The sequence below is a fragment of the Colwellia sp. BRX10-3 genome, assembly GCF_014077505.1.
Taxonomy (GTDB): Bacteria; Pseudomonadota; Gammaproteobacteria; order Enterobacterales; family Alteromonadaceae; genus Cognaticolwellia.
In genome coordinates this window covers 105,313-123,829 of record NZ_JACGWA010000002.1, presented here as the reverse complement: position 1 = coordinate 123,829, position 18,517 = coordinate 105,313, and the positions used below count along the sequence as shown (strand labels likewise).

The following is an 18,517-nucleotide window of genomic DNA, read 5'->3' as shown; positions in this document are numbered from 1 at the left end:
TTATTTACTTTTCTCAAATCCTAATAAATACAAGGTTTGGATTAGTATGAAATGCCGAAAGCCAACGAGATTAAATCTTTATCTTCTAAGATATTGTGGCTACCACCTGAGTAGTTGTTATAACCCACCGTTAAACTGTATTTTTGTTGATACGCTGCTTCTAATGAAAAGCCTAAGTTTTTACGGCCTTCATGAAATTGCTGACCTGGATCAGGCGAGTAACCACTAACATCATGCGCCCAAGATAAAGTAGGTTTTAATGACACTCCAGCAAAGACATCAGAGTATTCCCAAACACCACGAAGACGATATCCCCATGCACTATCAGTGGTAAATCCATCGGCGCTACAATCACCGGACAAGTTGCCTCCAGCAACTAAATTAGTACAGTTTATGCCTCCGCCAGCATCAAAGTCACCTAAGCCAAAGACTGAATTCCTACCATAATGTTGGTTCGAGTCTTCAACACCATTGGTTAAAATTACGCCAATTTCTGCGATAACAGTAACACGAGAAGCGCCCATAGTATTTTCAAAAAATTGAATCGCGGTCATTTGCATTTGGGTGACATCAAACTCATCCCAACCTTTAGCTTCTTGACCATATCCTACACCGGTGACTCTTGAGGTGTAGCGTAAAAATGGTGCTTCAGATAACACACCGTTAAGTATTTCAGGGCCACTAATTTGTACTGGCGTATCAGGCTTGTAAGAAACTTCACCTGACAAAGCGACACCAGCAACATTGGTGGCAAAACTAACCCCGTAAAACTTTAAGTCTTCAGGGAATTCAATATCATAGGCTGGATTTAATGCAGCTAAAGCACCACCGGTTGGGTCAAACGCTTTAGGTACAAAAACTGGTGCAGCATTACCTGTAGCTAAAGGGATACTCGTTCTAATTGCATTAATTAGCGGCAAACGAGAATGAATGTTCATATAGTACAAACCAAATTCAGTATCATTTAATGCTTCTGAATAATAGCGAGCCGCTAAACCATATTGGCCACCGTCATCGGGTTCTACATCTGCTCTTCGCTCTGCCGCTAGTCCTGCGGCTAAACCTGCTTGGTCGCCCAATGGGCCAACAGAAACAAAGTCACAACCTGTTGCTGCAAAATCTGCGCCTGAAAAATAAGTACCACAACCATCAATTTGAGTTTTTTCCCACTCATATTGATAAAAAGCCTCGACACTTAAGTTTTGTGAAACACCTAAATTGGCATATAACATTCCTACCGGCAAAATACCTTCTTTTAAGTCTGCACCTGGGCGTCTTAAAGCGGCAACATCAAAAGGGTTTGATGAGTTCATACCCCCTTGAATAAAAGTACTCTCCCCCCAACTTACAACTTGTCGGCCTAAACGAATGTCTAACGGTGAATCGCCAATATCAAAAGAAGCATAAACATAAGCATCTAATAAGGTGATACCTGAAAACTTAGTGTTATCTTCAAAGCCATCGTCACTCAAAGGAGTATTAGGCGTGTAACCATTAATGGAGTTACCGTGTGGTACATCTTTATCTTTAAGGGCGTAGTCATACCAATATTTAACACGAACAAAGGCACCAAAATTGTCTTTACTCAACTGAATATCATGCACACCTTTGATGATCTGTGAGTAAGCGTCATGTTTATCATAATTTAAGTTACCATCATCAGTAGTCGCTGTGGCACCTGTTCCGCCATTAGTTTTACCAATAAATCGAGGATCAGCATCACCAAGTCGCCAGCTAGAACCAATGTCTAGTTGAGAGTTGATTTGCAATAAAATGTCTTCGTTTTCACCAAGATTAAAGTCGACCGCATTGGCTGAAGACGCCCCCAAAACCAAGGCAACCATCAAAGCTATGGGCTTGATTTTATAGTTATTATTTTGCATATTATTCGCCTATTTATTGTCTAGTAAAACGTAATGTAATATTAGTCTCGCAATTACATTACGCCAATGATTTAATTAATATTTCGCTAAATGTGCCAACCTATTGTCATTTCGTGCAAATCTCGTAGAATAGAAAATCCTCAAAAATTTAGGTGCTGCAGTGCAAGATTATTATTCAACATTAACCGGCTGGATGATCCCTATTTCTAGAGCTATGGACGCGCACAAGATTGATATTGTAAAAGCGCTTAACGAATGTGACATTTCTCAAGACATAGTAACGGACCAAGAATCTCGTATTGCGGCAGAAAAATTTTCGCATTTACTTGAATATTGTAATAAGAAATTGGGCCGTCATGATTTTTCTGTGTTGGTAGCAGAGCAGTTTCACCCCGGTATGTTTCATGCACTTGGTTATGCAATGATGTCATCAAACACACTATTCGATGCATTAGAGCGAATTGCCCATTACAAGCGTGTTGTTTCAAATACTTGTAAATTGGTTAATCACCAGCGAAATGAACACTTAGTGTTTGAAATGAACATTTTCACCTATGAATCAACCAATAGACCCGTACTTCCCCTTGCAACAGCAGAAACTTTTTTAGCCACTATTATTCGGTTTGCCCGCGAGCTCGTTACTTTAGATTTTGCCCCTTTAAAAATTTGTTTTGGTTATCCTACTCCTCGCTATGATACGTCTTATCTAGAAAATTTCTTTAACTGTGAAGTAGAATTTGGTTGCAGCCAAACAGCTATTGTTTTTGATCTTAAGCAAACTAAAGAAAAATTAATGTGTGGTAACCCTTTAATAACCCACAGCCATGAAAAAATGCTTGACGAATTTATGGCCAGAGTTGATAAAAATGATTTAAGTCATATCATTAAAAACAAAATTTTTGAATTATTGCCGCTTGGCGCGCCATCACAAACTGAAATAGCTGAATTCCTTGGCATGAGTTTGCGTAACTTACAACGCAAACTAAATGACCAAGGAACAAGTTATAAAGAAATATTAGAAAGCACGCGCAAAAAGTTAGCCATGAATTACATTACTCAAAAACACTTAAGCTTAAGTGAAATTGGTTACTTAGTTGGTTTTTCGAGTGTCGGTAATTTTAATCGCGCCTTTAAGCGTTGGACAACCCAAACACCTGGTGATTATAGACAAGGTAGAAACAGCAGTTGAAATAAACAATCAATCATTCTGCTCTGGTCTAAAGCATAAAAAATTGATAATTCATCTTAACTATTTAGCGCTTAGAATCATTTAAACCCTTGAAGATGATGTATTTAAATTAATATTAAGAACATGCTTTATGGCTGTTTTTGCTTAAAAAAAACTCATTAAAAACACTCTGTGTCGCAAAGATAATCATTTGGCACGTTTAACACCTCTCAATTATTTTTTTTTCATCAATACTAGTAAGTAGACTTATATAACTTATTAGGATCTTTATGCGCTCATCTTATATTGTCATTAGCGTGATAAACTTGTTCTTTCTCGCTCAGCTTAATGTAGCCGAAGCGAAAAGCAGTTTAGATCTGCTTGAGTTACCCGCTAAGCAAAGCTCGTTAGCAAGCAAAAGTGTGCTTATGGCGATGACATCAATCAATAATACCGTATTAGTCGTTGGCGAACGTGGTCACATTATTAGTTGGAATAATAAAGACGACTGGCAGCAACAGCAATCCCCTGTTAGTGTCTCCATCACCAATGTAACGATATTGTCTGACGGCAGTAAAATAGCTGTTGGCCATGATGGCGTTATCCTCAAAGCTGAAAATAGCAGCAGCACTTGGCGCAAAGTATTTACTGGCGCAGAGCTAACTAAGTTAAAAATAGCGCAACTCACCAAGCAACAAGCAGCTTTAAAGCTTTTGATAAGCGAAACACAAGATGAAGATGTACTTGAAGAGCTAACCTTCCAACTTGAAGACTTTGCCTTTGCACTTGAAGACAACCAAATTGAATTAAAGTCTGGCCCAAATAAACCCCTATTATCTGTTGCCCGAACCGCAAACGACTTGCTGTTTGCGAGCGGCGCCTATGGCGCATTACTTACCAGTGAAGATAAAGGTGAAACGTGGTCTTTAATAAGTAAGCGACTCGATAACCCAGATAACTTCCACCTCAACTCGATTATCGTCACCACTAATGATCAACTTTATATTGTTGGCGAAAATGGCATGGGCTTTCATTCTGTTAACCAAGGTAAAACATGGTCTACGATGGCCATGCCTTACTACGGCAGTTTATTTGGCATTATTGCCAATACTGAAAAACCTGAGCAGCTTGTTGCTTTTGGTTTGCAAGGAAATTTAATGGTATCGCTTGACGGTGGTGCAAACTGGCAACATAAAAAACTGCCTACTAGCGCAAGTTTATTGGGTGGAGATTTTTCTAAACAAGGTCAAGCCTACTTAGTGGGCCATGGTGGATTAATTGTTGACTTCCTTCCTGAAAATCTAGCCACACTGCGTATCAATAAACATCCATCAGGTGCCGCACTTTCTAGTATTTTAGTACAAGAAAACTCATTAGTTCTCGCCGGACAATTCGGCATTTCAACTTGGTTACTTAAGAAGTAAGGGCAAGCTTATGTCAGAGAATAAAACCGTTCATTCACCGACCAAATTAGAGCAGCTAATAGAGAACTTTGTTTTTGGTCATCGTGCATTAGTGATGGCGATAGTTGTCGTTTGTATCGCTTTGTTAACCATACAAGCCGTTAAAGTTAAACCTGAAGCTAGCTTTACTAAAATGATCCCCGGCGACCATCCGTTCGTCAATAATTTTTTAACCTACAGAAAAGAACTCGCTGATTTAGGTAATGTTGTTCGTATTGTGGTTGAAACTAAACAAGGTAATATTTTCAATGCCGACTTTCAACAAACTTTAAAGCAAGTCACCGACGAAGTTTTCTATATTCCTGGCGTAAGTCGTGACGGCCTTAAATCATTATGGACACCTAATGTTCGCTGGCAAGAAGTTACCGAAGAAGGCTTTGTAGGCGGTGCTGTTATACCTGACGGTTACGACGGCTCTGACGAGATGATTGAACGCGTTAAATCTAATATTTTTAAATCAGGGCAAATAGGTGTGCTGGTTGCTAATAATTTCCAATCAGCAATTATTTTAGCCCCCTTACAAGACATTAATCCTGAAACAGGCTTGCCGCTTGATTATCGGGAGCTATCATCAATTTTAGAAGATAAAATACGCGACAAATACAGTAGCGATACTGTCACTATTCGTATTGTTGGTTTTGCAAAAGTGGTGGGTGATTTAATCGATGGTGCTTTACAAGTTGTTGCATTCTTCGTTTTAGCCGTAGTTATTACCTTTGTATTATTATGGTTTTATTCACGCTGTATACGCAGTACGGTTTCGGTATTAGTTTTCTCAATTTTTGCCGTATGCTGTCAACTCGGCATCTTAAATTTGCTCGGTTTTGGCATTAATCCATATTCAATGCTGGTGCCCTTTTTAGTCTTTGCTATTGGTGTTAGCCATGGCGTACAAATTATCAATTCAATTATTCACCATAGCGTAACTGGCGCTAATAAGATTGATTCTGCCAAGCTTGCTTTTCGCTCACTCTATATTGCTGGCATTACCGCTTTGGTTAGTGACGCTATCGGTTTTACTACTTTAATGGTAATTGATATTGAAGTGATCCGAGAATTAGCCATAGCCGCTAGTATTGGTGTTGCTATTATTATTGTTACCAACTTAATTGCGCTACCTATTCTCATGAGTTACATCGGTGTTTCACCTGCCGGTTTAAAATACGCACAAAAATCTGCTCATAAAACAGGTATTGTTGAACGTTTGTTTAAAAACTTTGCCAAACCACCACTAGCAAAAATTGCGATAGCGGTTGGTATAATCCTTTTTGGCTTAGGGATTTACTTTTCTCAAGCCATGCAAATTGGCGATTTAGACGCCGGTGCACCCGAGCTAAGACCTGATTCTCGCTACAACTTAGACAACGCCTATATTGTTGATAATTACAGTACCAGTACTGACTTATTTGTCATTATGGTAAAAACTGACGTTGAGCAATGTGCTCAATATCAAAATCTGGTGTGGGTTGATCAATTTCAATGGCATTTACGCAACGTTGCAGGTGTTCAAGCGGTTAAGTCTGTTGCTGATGTTTCAAAGTTTGGGCTATTTGGCATGAATGAAGGTTCACTAAAATGGTATGGCTTAAACCGTAACCAATTAATGACTAACGCTTCATTGTCAAAAACACCGCAAGGCTTAATGAACAAAGATTGCTCAATGGTGCCAGTGTTGGTCTTCCTCAATGATCATAAAGCACAAACTCTTGATAATGTTGTCAAAGCAGTAGAAGAATTTAAAGCTGAAAACCCAGTCGATGGTATAGAATTTCTGATGGCTGCAGGTAATGCAGGTATAGAGTCTGCCACTAATATGGTGATTGAAGACGCACAAACTGAAATGCTAGTTTGGGTATATTCCATTGTTATTATTATTTGTTTAATCACTTTTAGAAGTGGTCGCATTGTTATTTGTATCATCACACCATTAATTTTAACCAGTATTATGAGCCAAGGTTTAATGGGTATTTTAGGTATCGGCGTAAAAGTCGCCACCCTACCCGTAATTGCTTTAGGTGTAGGTATTGGTGTTGATTACGGTATTTACATTTTCAGTAAAGTTAAAGAGGCCCTCACCCAAGGCAAGTCGTTATACATGACATATCGCTACGCTTTAAATCAAACAGGTAAAGCCGTTGCTTTTACCGGTATAACCTTAGCTATTGGTGTAGCTACCTGGGTGTTTTCACCAATCAAATTTCAAGCTGACATGGGTATATTACTCACTTTCATGTTTATTTTTAACATGTTAGGTGCGCTAACACTTATTCCAGCTATTGCATGGTTACTCAAAATAGGTTCTAAAAAGGATAAAAAGTAATGAAAGAAATAACAACAAAAACAGCACTAACTGATACTTTTTTACAACAAAAAGAATATTTTGCGAGTAATACTTATCCTAGCTATCAAGAGCGCATTAGCGACTTAGTAAAGTTAAAAGCCATTATTATTGATAACCAAGAAGCTTTTATTGATGCCATGAGCCAAGATTTTGGCCATCGCAGTGCCGCCGACTCTAGAATAGGAGATATTCTCACCACCGTCATGGGCATAAACTATGCGATAAAAAAACTGAAAAAATGGATGAAACCTGAAAAGAAACATATCGGGATTTTATTTCAACCGGCAAAGGGTGAGGTAGTTTTTCAACCTAAAGGTGTTATCGGCATTATTGCGCCGTGGAATTATCCGGTTTTTCTAACTTTGGGACCATTAACTACGGCATTAGCGGCAGGTAATACTGCGATGATAAAAATGAGTGAGTACACGCCTAATACCAACACGCTATTAGCCAAGTTAATTGCAGATATTTTTCCTCGTAATAAAGTGGCTATTATTTGCGGTGAGTCTGACATGGCAGCAGCATTTTCAGGCCTAACTTTTGATCACTTATTTTTTACTGGCTCTACCGGCGTAGGCAGACTCGTAATGAAAGCCGCGGCTGAAAATTTAGTGCCTGTTACTTTAGAGTTAGGTGGTAAATCACCCACCATTATTGACAATGATATAGATATAAAAACTGCCGTTAGCCGCTTAATTTTGGGTAAAACCCTTAATGCCGGACAGACCTGTGTTGCACCCGATTATATTTTTTGCCCGCAAAGCAAAGTAGAAGAATTGACCCAAGCTTTTCAAACCGCTTATCAAAGCATGTACCCTAATATTGAAGAGAATGATGACTGCAGCTGCATAATTAATGATGCACAAAAAGCCCGTCTTGATAGTTTATTAGCCGATGCGAAAGCGCAAGGGGCAACGATAATGCCTTTATCAAAAGACAGTAATGGTAGCGCTTCAAGAAAAATGCCTTTAACACTGCTAACTAATGTTAATGATGACATGACCATTATGCAGCAAGAGATTTTTGGCCCATTATTACCTATTATTGGCTATAACAACATTAACGAAGCGATTGCTTATATCAACAGTAAGCCTCGTCCACTTGCTTTATACATTTGTAGTTTTGACAAGTCATTTCAACAACAAGTTTTATTAAATACCCATGCAGGTGGTGTTTGCATTAACGATGCTGCTTTTCATGTGGCTATTGATGATTTACCTTTTGGTGGCATTGGTGCTTCTGGCATGGGGCAATACCACGGTAGTGAAGGTTTTAAAACTTTCTCGCATGGAAAGTCCGTGCTATCACGAGGAAAAATAAGCTTAGGTTCATTATTATTCCCTCCATTTGGTAATAAAATTCATCAACTATTATTTAAAATATTTATTCGTTAATTGACTTAATGAGTAATAAATATTTAACTCAATTTAGAGTTTCAACCTACTTTGCTTGTTCAACTCTGTTTTTCAAGCATAAATGCATTTAGTGCTAAAGGAAATAACATGACTAAACCTTGGATGAAAAACTATCCAGAAAACGTGGCTCATGAAGTAGATTTAAATCGTTATGGTTCTTTATTAGATTTATTTCATCAAACCACCACTAAATATGAACAGCAAACTGCCTATAGTAATTTTGGCGCTGAGCTTACTTTTAAGCAAGTAGATGAACTTTCACGATGTTTTGCCGCTTATCTACAAAATAAGCTCAATGTTGTACAAGGTGAACGTGTCGCCTTAATGTGCCCTAACACCTTATGCTTTCCAATCGCCATGTGGGGAATTATTCGTACGGGTGCTGTGCAAGTAAACGTAAACCCCATGTACACTGCAAGAGAGTTAACACATCAACTTAACGACGCTCAAGTTGATACCATCATTATATTTTCTCAATCAAGTAAAATGCTAGCTGACGTGCTCGATAAAACCGATGTTAAAAACATTATTACTATTGATTTAGACGACTTAGTCAATAAAGGTTTACCTTGTGCACCTGTTGACGAGCGTTTGACTCATACGATTAAGTTCACAGATGTTTTAACTCAAGGTGAAAAATTTGAGTTGTCTGAACCAGCACTGAATCATGATGATTTACTGTTCCTGCAATATACCGGTGGTACTACAGGTTTATCTAAAGGTGCTATGTTGAGCCATGGCAATTTAATTGCCAATATTCTGCAATTTCAAGAATTTACTAAAAATCACATCGACCATGGTCATGAAGTTGTTATTACGGCAATCCCGATGTACCACATCTTTGCTTTGATGGCCAACACCTTAGCTTATTTCACTTTTGGCGCTAAAAATGTGTTAGTGACTAATCCTCGTGATATGGAGAGCTTTGTTGAAATATGGAAGAACTCTGCGGCAACTTCGTTTACTGGCGTGAATACATTATTTAATGGCTTATTACATACGCCAAAATTTGATCAAATCGACTTTTCATCATTAAAACTTTGCGTTGGTGGTGGCGCTGCAGTACAACAAGCTGTGGCAGATAAATGGCAACAGGTTACCGGTGCTAGGTTACATGAAGGTTATGGTTTGTCGGAAACCTCACCCGTTTTAACCTTAAACTTTGGTAATGGTGATCAAAGTGAGAGTGTACCTGGTATTGGTGTGCCTTTGCCCAACACAGATATTTCTATTCGAGATGAGTGCGGCAATACCGTTGAACAAGGCCAATCTGGTGAATTATGCGCTAAAGGTCCACAAGTAATGAAAGGTTACTGGAATAATCTTGAAGCAACTGCAGAATGCATGACTCCTGATGGTTATTTTAAAACCGGTGATGTGGCTATGTTAGATGATGATGGTTTTTTCCATATTGTTGATCGCATAAAAGACATGATTAATGTCTCAGGCTTTAATGTTTACCCGAATGAAATTGAAGCTGAGGTTGCCAAAATGCCTGGTATATTAGAATCAGCATGTATTGGTGTCGCAGATGATAGAACGGGCGAAGCTGTTAAGCTATTTGTGGTAAAAGAAGACCAGAGCATTACCGAAAAAGATATTATAGCTTATTGTCGTCAAGGACTTACCGCTTATAAAGTACCGAAACAAGTGGTATTTCTTGATGAAATTCCAAAATCAACGGTCGGTAAATTATTGCGAAGAGAATTAAGATAAGGCTTATGATTGCTTCAGGTTATAAATGCATAGCATGTCTTGCAAATGTTAAAATGACCTGAATACTTTAGGTTTGATGCTACTGAAAGTAGGTTGAAGCAATAACTACTTATAGCTTTTGCAATTTCAGTGAATGAAAAATTTCATCTATTAAATGAATTTATCTCGTTTACAGGCGGTAAAATATAACCTTAGGATGAACTTTTTTACGGTTCTTTTCCGATTCGACACAAGGTTTTAGACAGTTAATTGCTTTCATTTTAAGGACATCGTTTGATGTCCTTTTTTTATTTTTTTATCAAACTTAACTAAAACTGCTCAACAGCTATTAACTTTGAATTAATCAACTGAGATAAAAATCTATAGACAACAAAGCCTGTTACACTTGCGGTGACACTTGCTTCTTAAATCGTCGTGACGCTAAAGCGATAATGCCTAATGCAAAAATAGTTAGTGTGGTAGGCTCAGGCACTGTGGTTGTTCTATACATTAACCAGCCAATAGTTTCATTACTCAAAAGTCTATCTACTTCAGTTTTAGCAATAGTGCCATAAGTATTAAATTTCTCATTACTAGTTCCTGACCCTAGCTTTAAATAACCGGCTTTACCATCTGTTATTTCGTCATCATAGAACCATGCTGCATCAATACTGCTTGTGCCACGTGTAGATGAGTCGCCTAACAGCGCAGTGTATTCTTCACTTGAGAAGCTACCGCTATCTGCGCAAAATAAAGAGTCGTCGATGTTATCAGAACAACCATGGCTAATACCGTTATATAACGCATCGAGGAATAAATTAGCTTGGTTTGCACCAGCTATTGTCCAACCTGACGTGTTCTGCAATAAAGCTTCAGCATAATTAAAATTAGCTGATTCATTCCATCGCATCCATTCAAGATTATTAAGGGTATCGGTAATAACGCTGGTACTACCGTCATTATTACTGGTTAACGCGCCAATAGTGATCAAGCCAGCCTGTGCCGGGCTAACTAAACAACTTAAAGACAACACTGAGCCAATGACTAAACGATTGATATATTTAAATTTCATCGGATTATACCTTTTATTTATTTGCCTATAACTTGGGCAGTTAATTGTTAAACCAATCGGATTAAATAATGCTTATTGCTAAAATATTTTAAAGTTTTTGGTCTGAATAAAAAGCCCACCTAATACAAACTGGTGGGCTTTTCTTCCAGAGGTCTACAACGCTTAATAGTTGTTAAAGAATCGCGTTGCTGCTACTGCATAATCCGCACGAGTTACTACATTGTCGCCGTTAAAGTTAGCAATAATAGTTGGCTCTAAATCATAAGGACCTTGTTGAATGTCAAAGTGCGCATTTAATATCCCTAAATCTAATGCCAATTGTACATAACCTTTTAACTCAGCAGGAATTTGCGCTTGATCCGCTAGTACTACGCGTTGGTCTTGAAAAATCGCAGTGATCTCACCACTAAAGCTTTCTGCCAAAGGTTGTAATGCCAATGATTGCACTAAAGAGTATGCTAACTGATTACGGTCAACTGACTGTTCTGAGTTAAAGCTACTGCCATTAGATTGCATAACAGGCGCTTGATCTTGCGCAGTATTACGTAAAGCCGCACCTTTATTATTAACCGCATTTGCTGCTGCAGCATACTGACCAGAAACATCATTAAAGGCGCTTGTTGTTGCTAAGTTAGATTGACGAATGCCTGCACCTAAAGTTAAAAAGTCAGCTAGCACTTGGCGAGTTAACACTTCATCTGGTTGAAAGCCGTTTGCATTGGCATCAACTAGTTCTTCACTTACCGCATATTCAATAAATGATTTTGCCGGATGGTTTTCCACATCGCCAAGGCCGGTATAACCGTCAGTTTTAATAATTTTGATTGATACTGCAATATCACCTGGAACCGCGTAGCCGTTAGTAACACCCGCTGGGTCAAGCGCTACTCCAGAAATACCACCAATACCATTTGCTTTCAATATCCAGTTACCTGCTTCAGCGGGAGCCGTTACTGCAATATTTTGGCCTAACACTGGAATGGCGATACTAGAACCGTAACGTTTACCACTTGGGCTAGTTAATGATAAACCAACCGTATTATCATCAATATTTGCGCGTACCATCACCATAGAAGCGTCAGCTTTCACTGGTATAACAGTTCCTTCGCTGTCACCTACAGGACTGAAGGTAACAGTTTCAGCGTATTCTGCTTGTACTGACGTTAACGCTTTAGCATTAAAATTACGTTCAATTTTAGTTGTGCTACCAAAGTTTAGGCTTTGATCTACCACCGATTTAACTGCAGCATATGCGTTTGCATAACCTGCGCCAGCTTCCCACGTTTCACGACCAGGCATATTAGTAGCAGTTTCTTGTAAAATTGCTTTTACTTCACGCCAAGTTAAGCTTGGGTTAGCTTCTAACATCAAAGCAACAATACCAGCAACATGTGGAGCAGACATCGATGTACCGCTCATAGACGTGTAATAAGGCACATGGTTAGGCGCCATTACTTCACTGTCATCGCCAATACTTAACGCGCTCAAGCTTGATAATGATGCGCGTGTAGAAATGATATCAACACCAGGTCCGGTAACGGTTGGACGGTCTTCCCAATGAAACATTTCATCGCCAACCATCACTTCGCCACCTTTGCCTTTAACACCACGTGAACTAAAGTCAGCCAACTTTCCTTCTTTATCGCCTGCCGCAACCGTAATAACCCATGGTGCTTTTTTAAAGTTACCAGTAATCGTCGCTTCACCACTACCAGAATTACCCGCAGAGAACACTACAATAACACCGTTATCTGATAGAGTTTTAGTGGCAACGTTGGTTGGGTGATCCGGGTTAAAATCAGTTCCTGTGTCACTAGTACTGCCAAAAGAATTTGAGATAACGCGAATGTTGTAATCATATTGATGGGTTAAGGCATAATCGAAACCACCAATCGTGTCTAAAATGAAGAGACCTGCGCCTGAGCCGTAACCGATAATTTTTGCACCAGGTGCTACACCTTGGTATTTACCAGTAGACATAGCGCCATTACCGCCAATAATACCGGCAACATGTGAACCATGACCGCCAGCAATATCTGTGTTGGCGGTATCTTCTTGATAAGTAATAGGTAAAATATCTGATAATGAATGTAAGTTAGTTTGCGCTAATACGTTTTGTACAACGTGATTCGGGTATTTAATATCGCTGTGTGTGCCATCAACGCCTGAGTCGTTAACAACAACACCGATACCGCGACCAGAAAATGGAGTACCTTGGCTTCTCATTGTTGAATCAGCACGTAAACGGTCGACGCCGGTAATTTGTGTTGCGCCATCATTCTCTAATGAAAGTGGCGCGTTAAAATAAACAGAACGCACTTTATTTGAAGTATATATTTGTTCGATTTGCGCTTTCGTTGCGGTAATACCAACAATTGGCAATTGCTTGAAGCTAACACCACCAATTACACCAGCAGATTCGATAATATTTAAGCGTTCAGTATTTATTGCACCCTCACCTTCAAATGTCACAATAACTTCGAAGACATCATGAACAGCTGCTGTTGACATCAAGCCTTGTAATTCAGGTCCGAAAGATTTAGCAGAGAGACTAGAAGACAGTATACCTGCCCCCATTAAACCAGCGATTAGCAATTTATTTTTTAGTTTAGTTTTAAGCATTGGGAGTAACCTAAGTAGTTTCGATACAACGAGCATCTCAAACAACAAGGTATTAAAGAATCAGGATAAACCCCTAGAAGGATTAGGGTAAAACACCTGATGGATAAAAATTTAATTAATGCAGTAAAGCTTAACTATAATTTTTTTATTGAAATTACATTAATAGATGGTGTTTAGCGGCATAGCGCACTAGTTCTGCCGCATTAGCGACATCAAGTTTGTCTAATACTTTTCCGCGATGGTTTTCCGCGGTTTTGACACTAATATCTAAAGATCGAGCGATTTCTTTCGTGGTTTTACCTTCAATGATCAAGTGAAACACTTCACGTTCACGATTAGTCAGGTTTTTATAAGGGTCTTGCCAACTTTCTGCTGGTTTATTGTATTGAGTAGCTAAAACGCTAGCGGCATACTGGCTGAAATAGGTTTTTCCTTCAGCCAAGGCTTTTACCGCATCAATTAATTCATCACTCGCACTATCTTTCAATAGATAACCTGAAGCCCCGGCTCTAACCATATGTATTACATATTCTTGCTCTTCATGCATAGTAAGCACTAACACCTTAGCTTCAGGTAATTGTTCGTGTAAGCGTTTAACTGCTTCCATGCCATTCATCTCAGGCATACTGATATCAATAACAATAACCGTTGGTTTTAATTCCAGTGCTTTTTTAATCGCCTCCACGCCATCTGCAGCCTCAGCTACCACGCGAATATTTTCATCTTTGCTTAATAAACTCACCAGACCGTGGCGTAAAATAGTGTGGTCATCGGCAATAAGTACGCTGATCATGACATTTCTCTTCCTGTCACTAAAACCTTGATTTCGCAACCTTGGTTAGGTGATGAATTAATGGTTAACTGGCCACCAAAAGCACTGACCCTATCTCGCATAGCGCCCAAGCCGAAGCCATCTGGGTTATCTTCTGTACCAAGAGGCATACCAACACCATCATCTGCTATTTTGATCATTAACAGTTTACTTGTTGCTATTACATTTAAGGTAATAGTTTTAGCTTGAGCATGTTTAATCGCATTAGTTAGAGCTTCTTGTATGACACGAAAAGCTAAGGTTTGCGTATCGTTATCTATCTCGGTATTTATCTGATGATGAAATTCAATTTCTGCCTCTTCTGGCTCGCCCATTATTCTCACTAACCATTCTAAAGCGGGGATAAGGCCAAGATCGTCTAAAATTCTTGGTCGCATTAGACGAGAAATAACCCGAGTATCAGACAAAGCTTGGCGCGCTAAATCAATACTTTCACTTAATGCTATTGCTGGATCGCCCTTTTGTACTTGTTGTAATTGATTGATCAAAGCCGTTAGAAGTTGCCCTACACCATCGTGTAATTCTCGGGCAATATGTTTACGTTCATCTTCTTGTACTCGCCATACCCGCTTAGCTAAGCCACGCATTTGCTCGTTACCAATATATAATTGCTGAGATATTTGCTTTTGCTTTTCATTAAGTTGTGCCACCAACTTAGTCATATCCATATTATTGCTCATAACGCAGTAATTCCTGTAGCGAGTCATTTAATTGAAAGTAATCTTGTTTTTTCAAGAAGTTTGACGACATTTCAGTAGGTAAATTAGTCATCAAATTTTTAAGTTTTTTACGGACAGTATCGTGATATTTTTCTGGGTCTTGCTTATCTGCGATCGCTAATTGAGCTCGTAAACGATCAAATTGAAAACTTCGCCAATAATCGCCCATTTTTCTTAATAAAAGGTCTGCTTCGCGCAAAGTACTTTTTAAATCAGTCCACGCCTGAGAATAATATTGTTGCACAGCTAGTAGCTCTAAATACTCGATATACTGATACTGATAGAGTCCAAAGTCTATTTCAGCCAATAGTGTCAAATTAGCGCTAATGTCTTTATTTCCTGCACGTAAAAGCTCTCTCGCTTGCTTTATTAACTGGCGGATATAAATAGTTTGGTGTGCGTGATCAGTAACAACATCTTTAGCTCCAAACGACGTGCTTGTGACATTATTTTGGTCCTGACTAATTAAAAAATGGTAGGTCGTTTTGTATTCTTTATTGCCATAAGTTGAGACGATTTTGCTAATTTTCGCTAGATGTTGTTCAGCTTGTTTAATATCACCTAATTGCAGAGACCAATCAGCCAACCAAAGCCCGAGTTGCGCTGTAGCTCTAACATCATGCAATTTTTCTGCTTCCGAATAAAGCGCTATCAACTCGATAATACTCGATTGAAAGTTACCTTGTAAAAATGCCAGTTTAGTGAGGTAACTGTGTGATACCAGCGATTCTTCAGAACTACTCAGTTCATTCGCGTCTGCTAATGTATTGTTAAAAAGATGATAGGCATTACGCCAATTACCTTTTGCTAGTTCCAATTGACCTAAGTTTTGTCTGACATGAATAATGCCAATTGGAAATTGGATCTGCTGATATAACTGCTCTGATTGACGCCAATAAACCAATGCATTCTCAGGATCAAGCAACATAAAATAGCTATACCCTATATTGTTCATGCTCTCTGCTTGTAGCATTAAGTTACCTAAATCGATACGAATATTTAAGGCATGGCGATAGTTTTCTAACGCAATTTGGTACAAGGCTTGTTCTTCCGCCAAATTGCCAAGTTCATTGTAGGTATTGGCAAGCCCCTTTTGATCGTTTAGCTGCGGATAAATGTCTAAACTTTCTTTTAAATACTGCTCAGCTTTTTGATACTCGCCAATTGCTAAATGCATAGCTGCAAGGTTTGTCATCGTAGTTGCAGTGCCGGCCAAATCTCCGGTCACTTTTCTAATTGCTAACGCTTCTTGGTAGTAATCAAAGGCTAGTTTCGTTTCACCTAACTGCTCGTACACCACACCAAAAGCATTTAGGGCTTCACCTTCTTTATATTGATTTTTTAGTTTCTTTGCTGTGACTAATGCTTTAACAAAATATTCATTCAGTGCTTTTTCAAAATCACCTTGTAAAAAGGCGGCTCTGCCTAACATAAACCAAGCTTTAGGATGATTAGCATCAATGTTTACGACGTCCAGTAATAGCGATTCCATTTTTTGATGCTGTTCAATTAAAAAATAAAACTCCGCCAACATCATTTTAAGTTCAGTGTTATAAGGAAAGGCATTCACTAAGGCTAAGTAGTCAGTTTGTGCTTGCTCAACTTTGCCTGCTAAATCATTCAATCGGGCACTAGCAAGTTTTGTAGTATATGAATTAACTGTACTAAACTCTGCTGCCTTACCGTAAGCTTGCTCTGCTTCTAAAATTAAGTTTTGGGCAAGATTCAGTTCACCTTGTTGCAACCAAGTTTGCGCAGACTCTGAATTATCACTAAGTATTGGGGTAAGCGCTAGTTGCGCACTCTCAAAATCCCCTTGTGCGATAAAAGCTTTAATAGCAAATAAATCAAGCAGTGGATTAGGCTCATATGACAAGGTCTGCGTGGCACTCGCTTCTATAGCTAAGCGCTTTATAAAGTTATCAACAAAGTTAACCGAAGTACTTTGCCAGTTTTTTTCGTCAAACACTTGCCGCAGTAAAGTTTCACGATGGGTTTTAAAACCATCAACAAAGATTAGTTCAAACTGTATATCCTTCGCTTGGGTACCGGCCACAATAATTTGCGGACTAATCATTAAATCAATTTGTAGTAGATCAGTAATTAGCTCAATTTTGTTGTCATCTAACGGTAATTTTATACCTAGTTGCGCTAATAATTGCTTCAGCCTCGATTGCTCTATTACCCGTAAATTCGAAATCTCGCTTAGTTGATAATTTAAATAATTGGCAAATGTTTGATCAAACTCTTCATCTTTGGTCAACGTTGGCAAGATAGCTACAGCGTAGTGATTTTTGGCACTCGACTTGATTGCTTTTGGTTGATTATAAATCCAAATCGTAATAAAAATCCCAACCAGAAAAAGTGCAAAAACACCATAAAATACTGAGGTTTTACTTAATGTTTTTTTGTCCGTTGTTAGTGCTATGTATTGCTGTTCTGCCAGTGCGATATTTACTGGGCGTGATGCACTATGAGCTGAAATTAACGATAACAACCAAGATTTTAGAGTATTAAGTTCCGCATGCTTTGGGTTAAATTTAGCTTTATTGAGTAACTTGCTTTCTATTAGTTCATCTATTGAATCACCATTAAACGGTAAGCAATGGCAACAGAGTTGGAATATAACAATACCAGCAGCATATAAATCTGTACTGGCATTAATTTTACCTGACTGAAGATATTCAGGTGGCGCATAGTGCGGCGTGCCCATCACACTGGCCGCGGCACTTTCTTTATTCAGCACCGAAAGGCCAAAGTCAGCGATATAGAGCCGACCAGATGTGTCTATCATAATATTTTCAGGCTTAATATCTTTATGCGTTATACCCGCTTGCTGCGCAAAAGCTAGACCACTCAGTAATTGTTCAATAAAACTTTGAACTTGCTTGATAGACAGAGGTTGACTAGTGATAATTTTTTCTAAGCTCCCCCCTTCTATCCAATCCATGGTTAAGAAGTGTAAATCTTGATGCTGATAATATTCATGGACACGAATAATGTTGGGGTGACTAAGTTGACGAACTAATAACAATTCATTTTTAAAATCAGCTAAATTTTTTGCATTTTGGCTAAGGGATTTATCAAGTACTTTGATGGCAATAACAGCATCGAGTTGCTGATCATACGCGCTATAAACACAGCCATAACGACCTCTACCTTGCAGGCTTTTAATCACAAAACGACCAACAAGACATTCACCTATTGCCAGTGAATTGTCAGGTTGGATAATTTGCGTTGTCTGTTGTGATATTTCAACAGGCTTAATTAATTTTGGCTTTTCAGGAGTGCTCATACAGCCTATTTA

At 38.7% G+C, this 18,517-nt stretch carries 11 protein-coding genes; 5 read left to right on the top strand and 6 right to left on the bottom strand.

Annotated features, from left to right (window positions below):
* Window positions 1-41: 41 nt before the first annotated feature.
* Window positions 42-1,883, bottom strand: a complete 1,842-nt coding sequence (locus tag H4J38_RS05645; protein ID WP_182130391.1) for a DUF1302 domain-containing protein — start codon at window positions 1,881-1,883, stop codon at window positions 42-44.
* A gap of 160 nt (window positions 1,884-2,043) precedes the next feature.
* Between H4J38_RS05645 and H4J38_RS05640 the strand changes: the two genes are divergently transcribed.
* From H4J38_RS05640 to H4J38_RS05620, 5 genes are all read left to right on the top strand, one after another.
* On the top strand, window positions 2,044-3,072 hold the full coding sequence (locus H4J38_RS05640; RefSeq protein WP_182130389.1) for an AraC family transcriptional regulator: 1,029 nt from the start codon (window positions 2,044-2,046) through the stop codon (window positions 3,070-3,072).
* Between the two features lie 269 nt (window positions 3,073-3,341).
* Window positions 3,342-4,475: a YCF48-related protein gene (locus tag H4J38_RS05635; RefSeq protein WP_182130387.1), complete on the top strand. Its 1,134-nt coding sequence runs from the start codon at window positions 3,342-3,344 to the stop codon at window positions 4,473-4,475.
* 10 nt (window positions 4,476-4,485) lie between these two features.
* Window positions 4,486-6,834 carry an RND family transporter gene (locus H4J38_RS05630; RefSeq protein ID WP_182130385.1) on the top strand — a complete coding sequence of 783 codons (2,349 nt, stop codon included), beginning with the start codon at window positions 4,486-4,488 and terminating at the stop codon, window positions 6,832-6,834.
* Complete coding sequence (locus H4J38_RS05625; protein ID WP_182130383.1) at window positions 6,834-8,249, top strand: coniferyl aldehyde dehydrogenase; 1,416 nt, start codon at window positions 6,834-6,836, stop codon at window positions 8,247-8,249. The genes H4J38_RS05630 and H4J38_RS05625 overlap by 1 nt, the downstream gene beginning before the upstream one ends.
* A 108-nt stretch (window positions 8,250-8,357) precedes the next feature.
* Window positions 8,358-9,986, top strand: coding sequence for an AMP-binding protein (locus H4J38_RS05620; RefSeq protein ID WP_182130381.1), 1,629 nt, complete (start codon window positions 8,358-8,360; stop codon window positions 9,984-9,986).
* Between the two features lie 379 nt (window positions 9,987-10,365).
* On the opposite strand, the gene H4J38_RS05615 is transcribed toward H4J38_RS05620, so the two are convergent.
* From H4J38_RS05615 to H4J38_RS05595, 5 genes are all read right to left on the bottom strand, one after another.
* Window positions 10,366-11,037, bottom strand: coding sequence for a PEP-CTERM sorting domain-containing protein (locus H4J38_RS05615; RefSeq protein WP_182130379.1), 672 nt, complete (start codon window positions 11,035-11,037; stop codon window positions 10,366-10,368).
* 162 nt (window positions 11,038-11,199) lie between these two features.
* Window positions 11,200-13,659, bottom strand: a complete 2,460-nt coding sequence (locus H4J38_RS05610) for a S8 family serine peptidase (protein WP_182130377.1) — start codon at window positions 13,657-13,659, stop codon at window positions 11,200-11,202.
* 154 nt (window positions 13,660-13,813) lie between these two features.
* A complete protein-coding gene (locus H4J38_RS05605; RefSeq protein ID WP_182130375.1) occupies window positions 13,814-14,452 on the bottom strand; it encodes a response regulator transcription factor in 639 nt (212 codons plus the stop codon).
* Window positions 14,449-15,171 carry a sensor histidine kinase gene (locus H4J38_RS05600; protein ID WP_182130373.1) on the bottom strand — a complete coding sequence of 241 codons (723 nt, stop codon included), beginning with the start codon at window positions 15,169-15,171 and terminating at the stop codon, window positions 14,449-14,451. The genes H4J38_RS05605 and H4J38_RS05600 overlap by 4 nt, the downstream gene beginning before the upstream one ends.
* Window positions 15,161-18,505: a serine/threonine-protein kinase gene (locus tag H4J38_RS05595; RefSeq protein ID WP_182130371.1), complete on the bottom strand. Its 3,345-nt coding sequence runs from the start codon at window positions 18,503-18,505 to the stop codon at window positions 15,161-15,163. The genes H4J38_RS05600 and H4J38_RS05595 overlap by 11 nt, the downstream gene beginning before the upstream one ends.
* Window positions 18,506-18,517: the final 12 nt, after the last annotated feature.

Excerpts from the sequence above, each read along its gene's own strand:
- H4J38_RS05645 (WP_182130391.1), bottom strand. The coding sequence starts at position 1,883 with ATGCAAAATAATAACTATAAAATCAAGCCCATAGCTTTGATGGTTGCC.
- H4J38_RS05635 (WP_182130387.1), top strand. The coding sequence starts at position 3,342 with ATGCGCTCATCTTATATTGTCATTAGCGTGATAAACTTGTTCTTTCTC.
- H4J38_RS05630 (WP_182130385.1), top strand. The coding sequence starts at position 4,486 with ATGTCAGAGAATAAAACCGTTCATTCACCGACCAAATTAGAGCAGCTA.
- H4J38_RS05625 (WP_182130383.1), top strand. The coding sequence starts at position 6,834 with ATGAAAGAAATAACAACAAAAACAGCACTAACTGATACTTTTTTACAA.
- H4J38_RS05620 (WP_182130381.1), top strand. The coding sequence starts at position 8,358 with ATGACTAAACCTTGGATGAAAAACTATCCAGAAAACGTGGCTCATGAA.
- H4J38_RS05615 (WP_182130379.1), bottom strand. The coding sequence starts at position 11,037 with ATGAAATTTAAATATATCAATCGTTTAGTCATTGGCTCAGTGTTGTCT.
- H4J38_RS05610 (WP_182130377.1), bottom strand. The coding sequence starts at position 13,659 with ATGCTTAAAACTAAACTAAAAAATAAATTGCTAATCGCTGGTTTAATG.
- H4J38_RS05605 (WP_182130375.1), bottom strand. The coding sequence starts at position 14,452 with ATGATCAGCGTACTTATTGCCGATGACCACACTATTTTACGCCACGGT.
- H4J38_RS05600 (WP_182130373.1), bottom strand. The coding sequence starts at position 15,171 with ATGAGCAATAATATGGATATGACTAAGTTGGTGGCACAACTTAATGAA.
- H4J38_RS05595 (WP_182130371.1), bottom strand. The coding sequence starts at position 18,505 with ATGAGCACTCCTGAAAAGCCAAAATTAATTAAGCCTGTTGAAATATCA.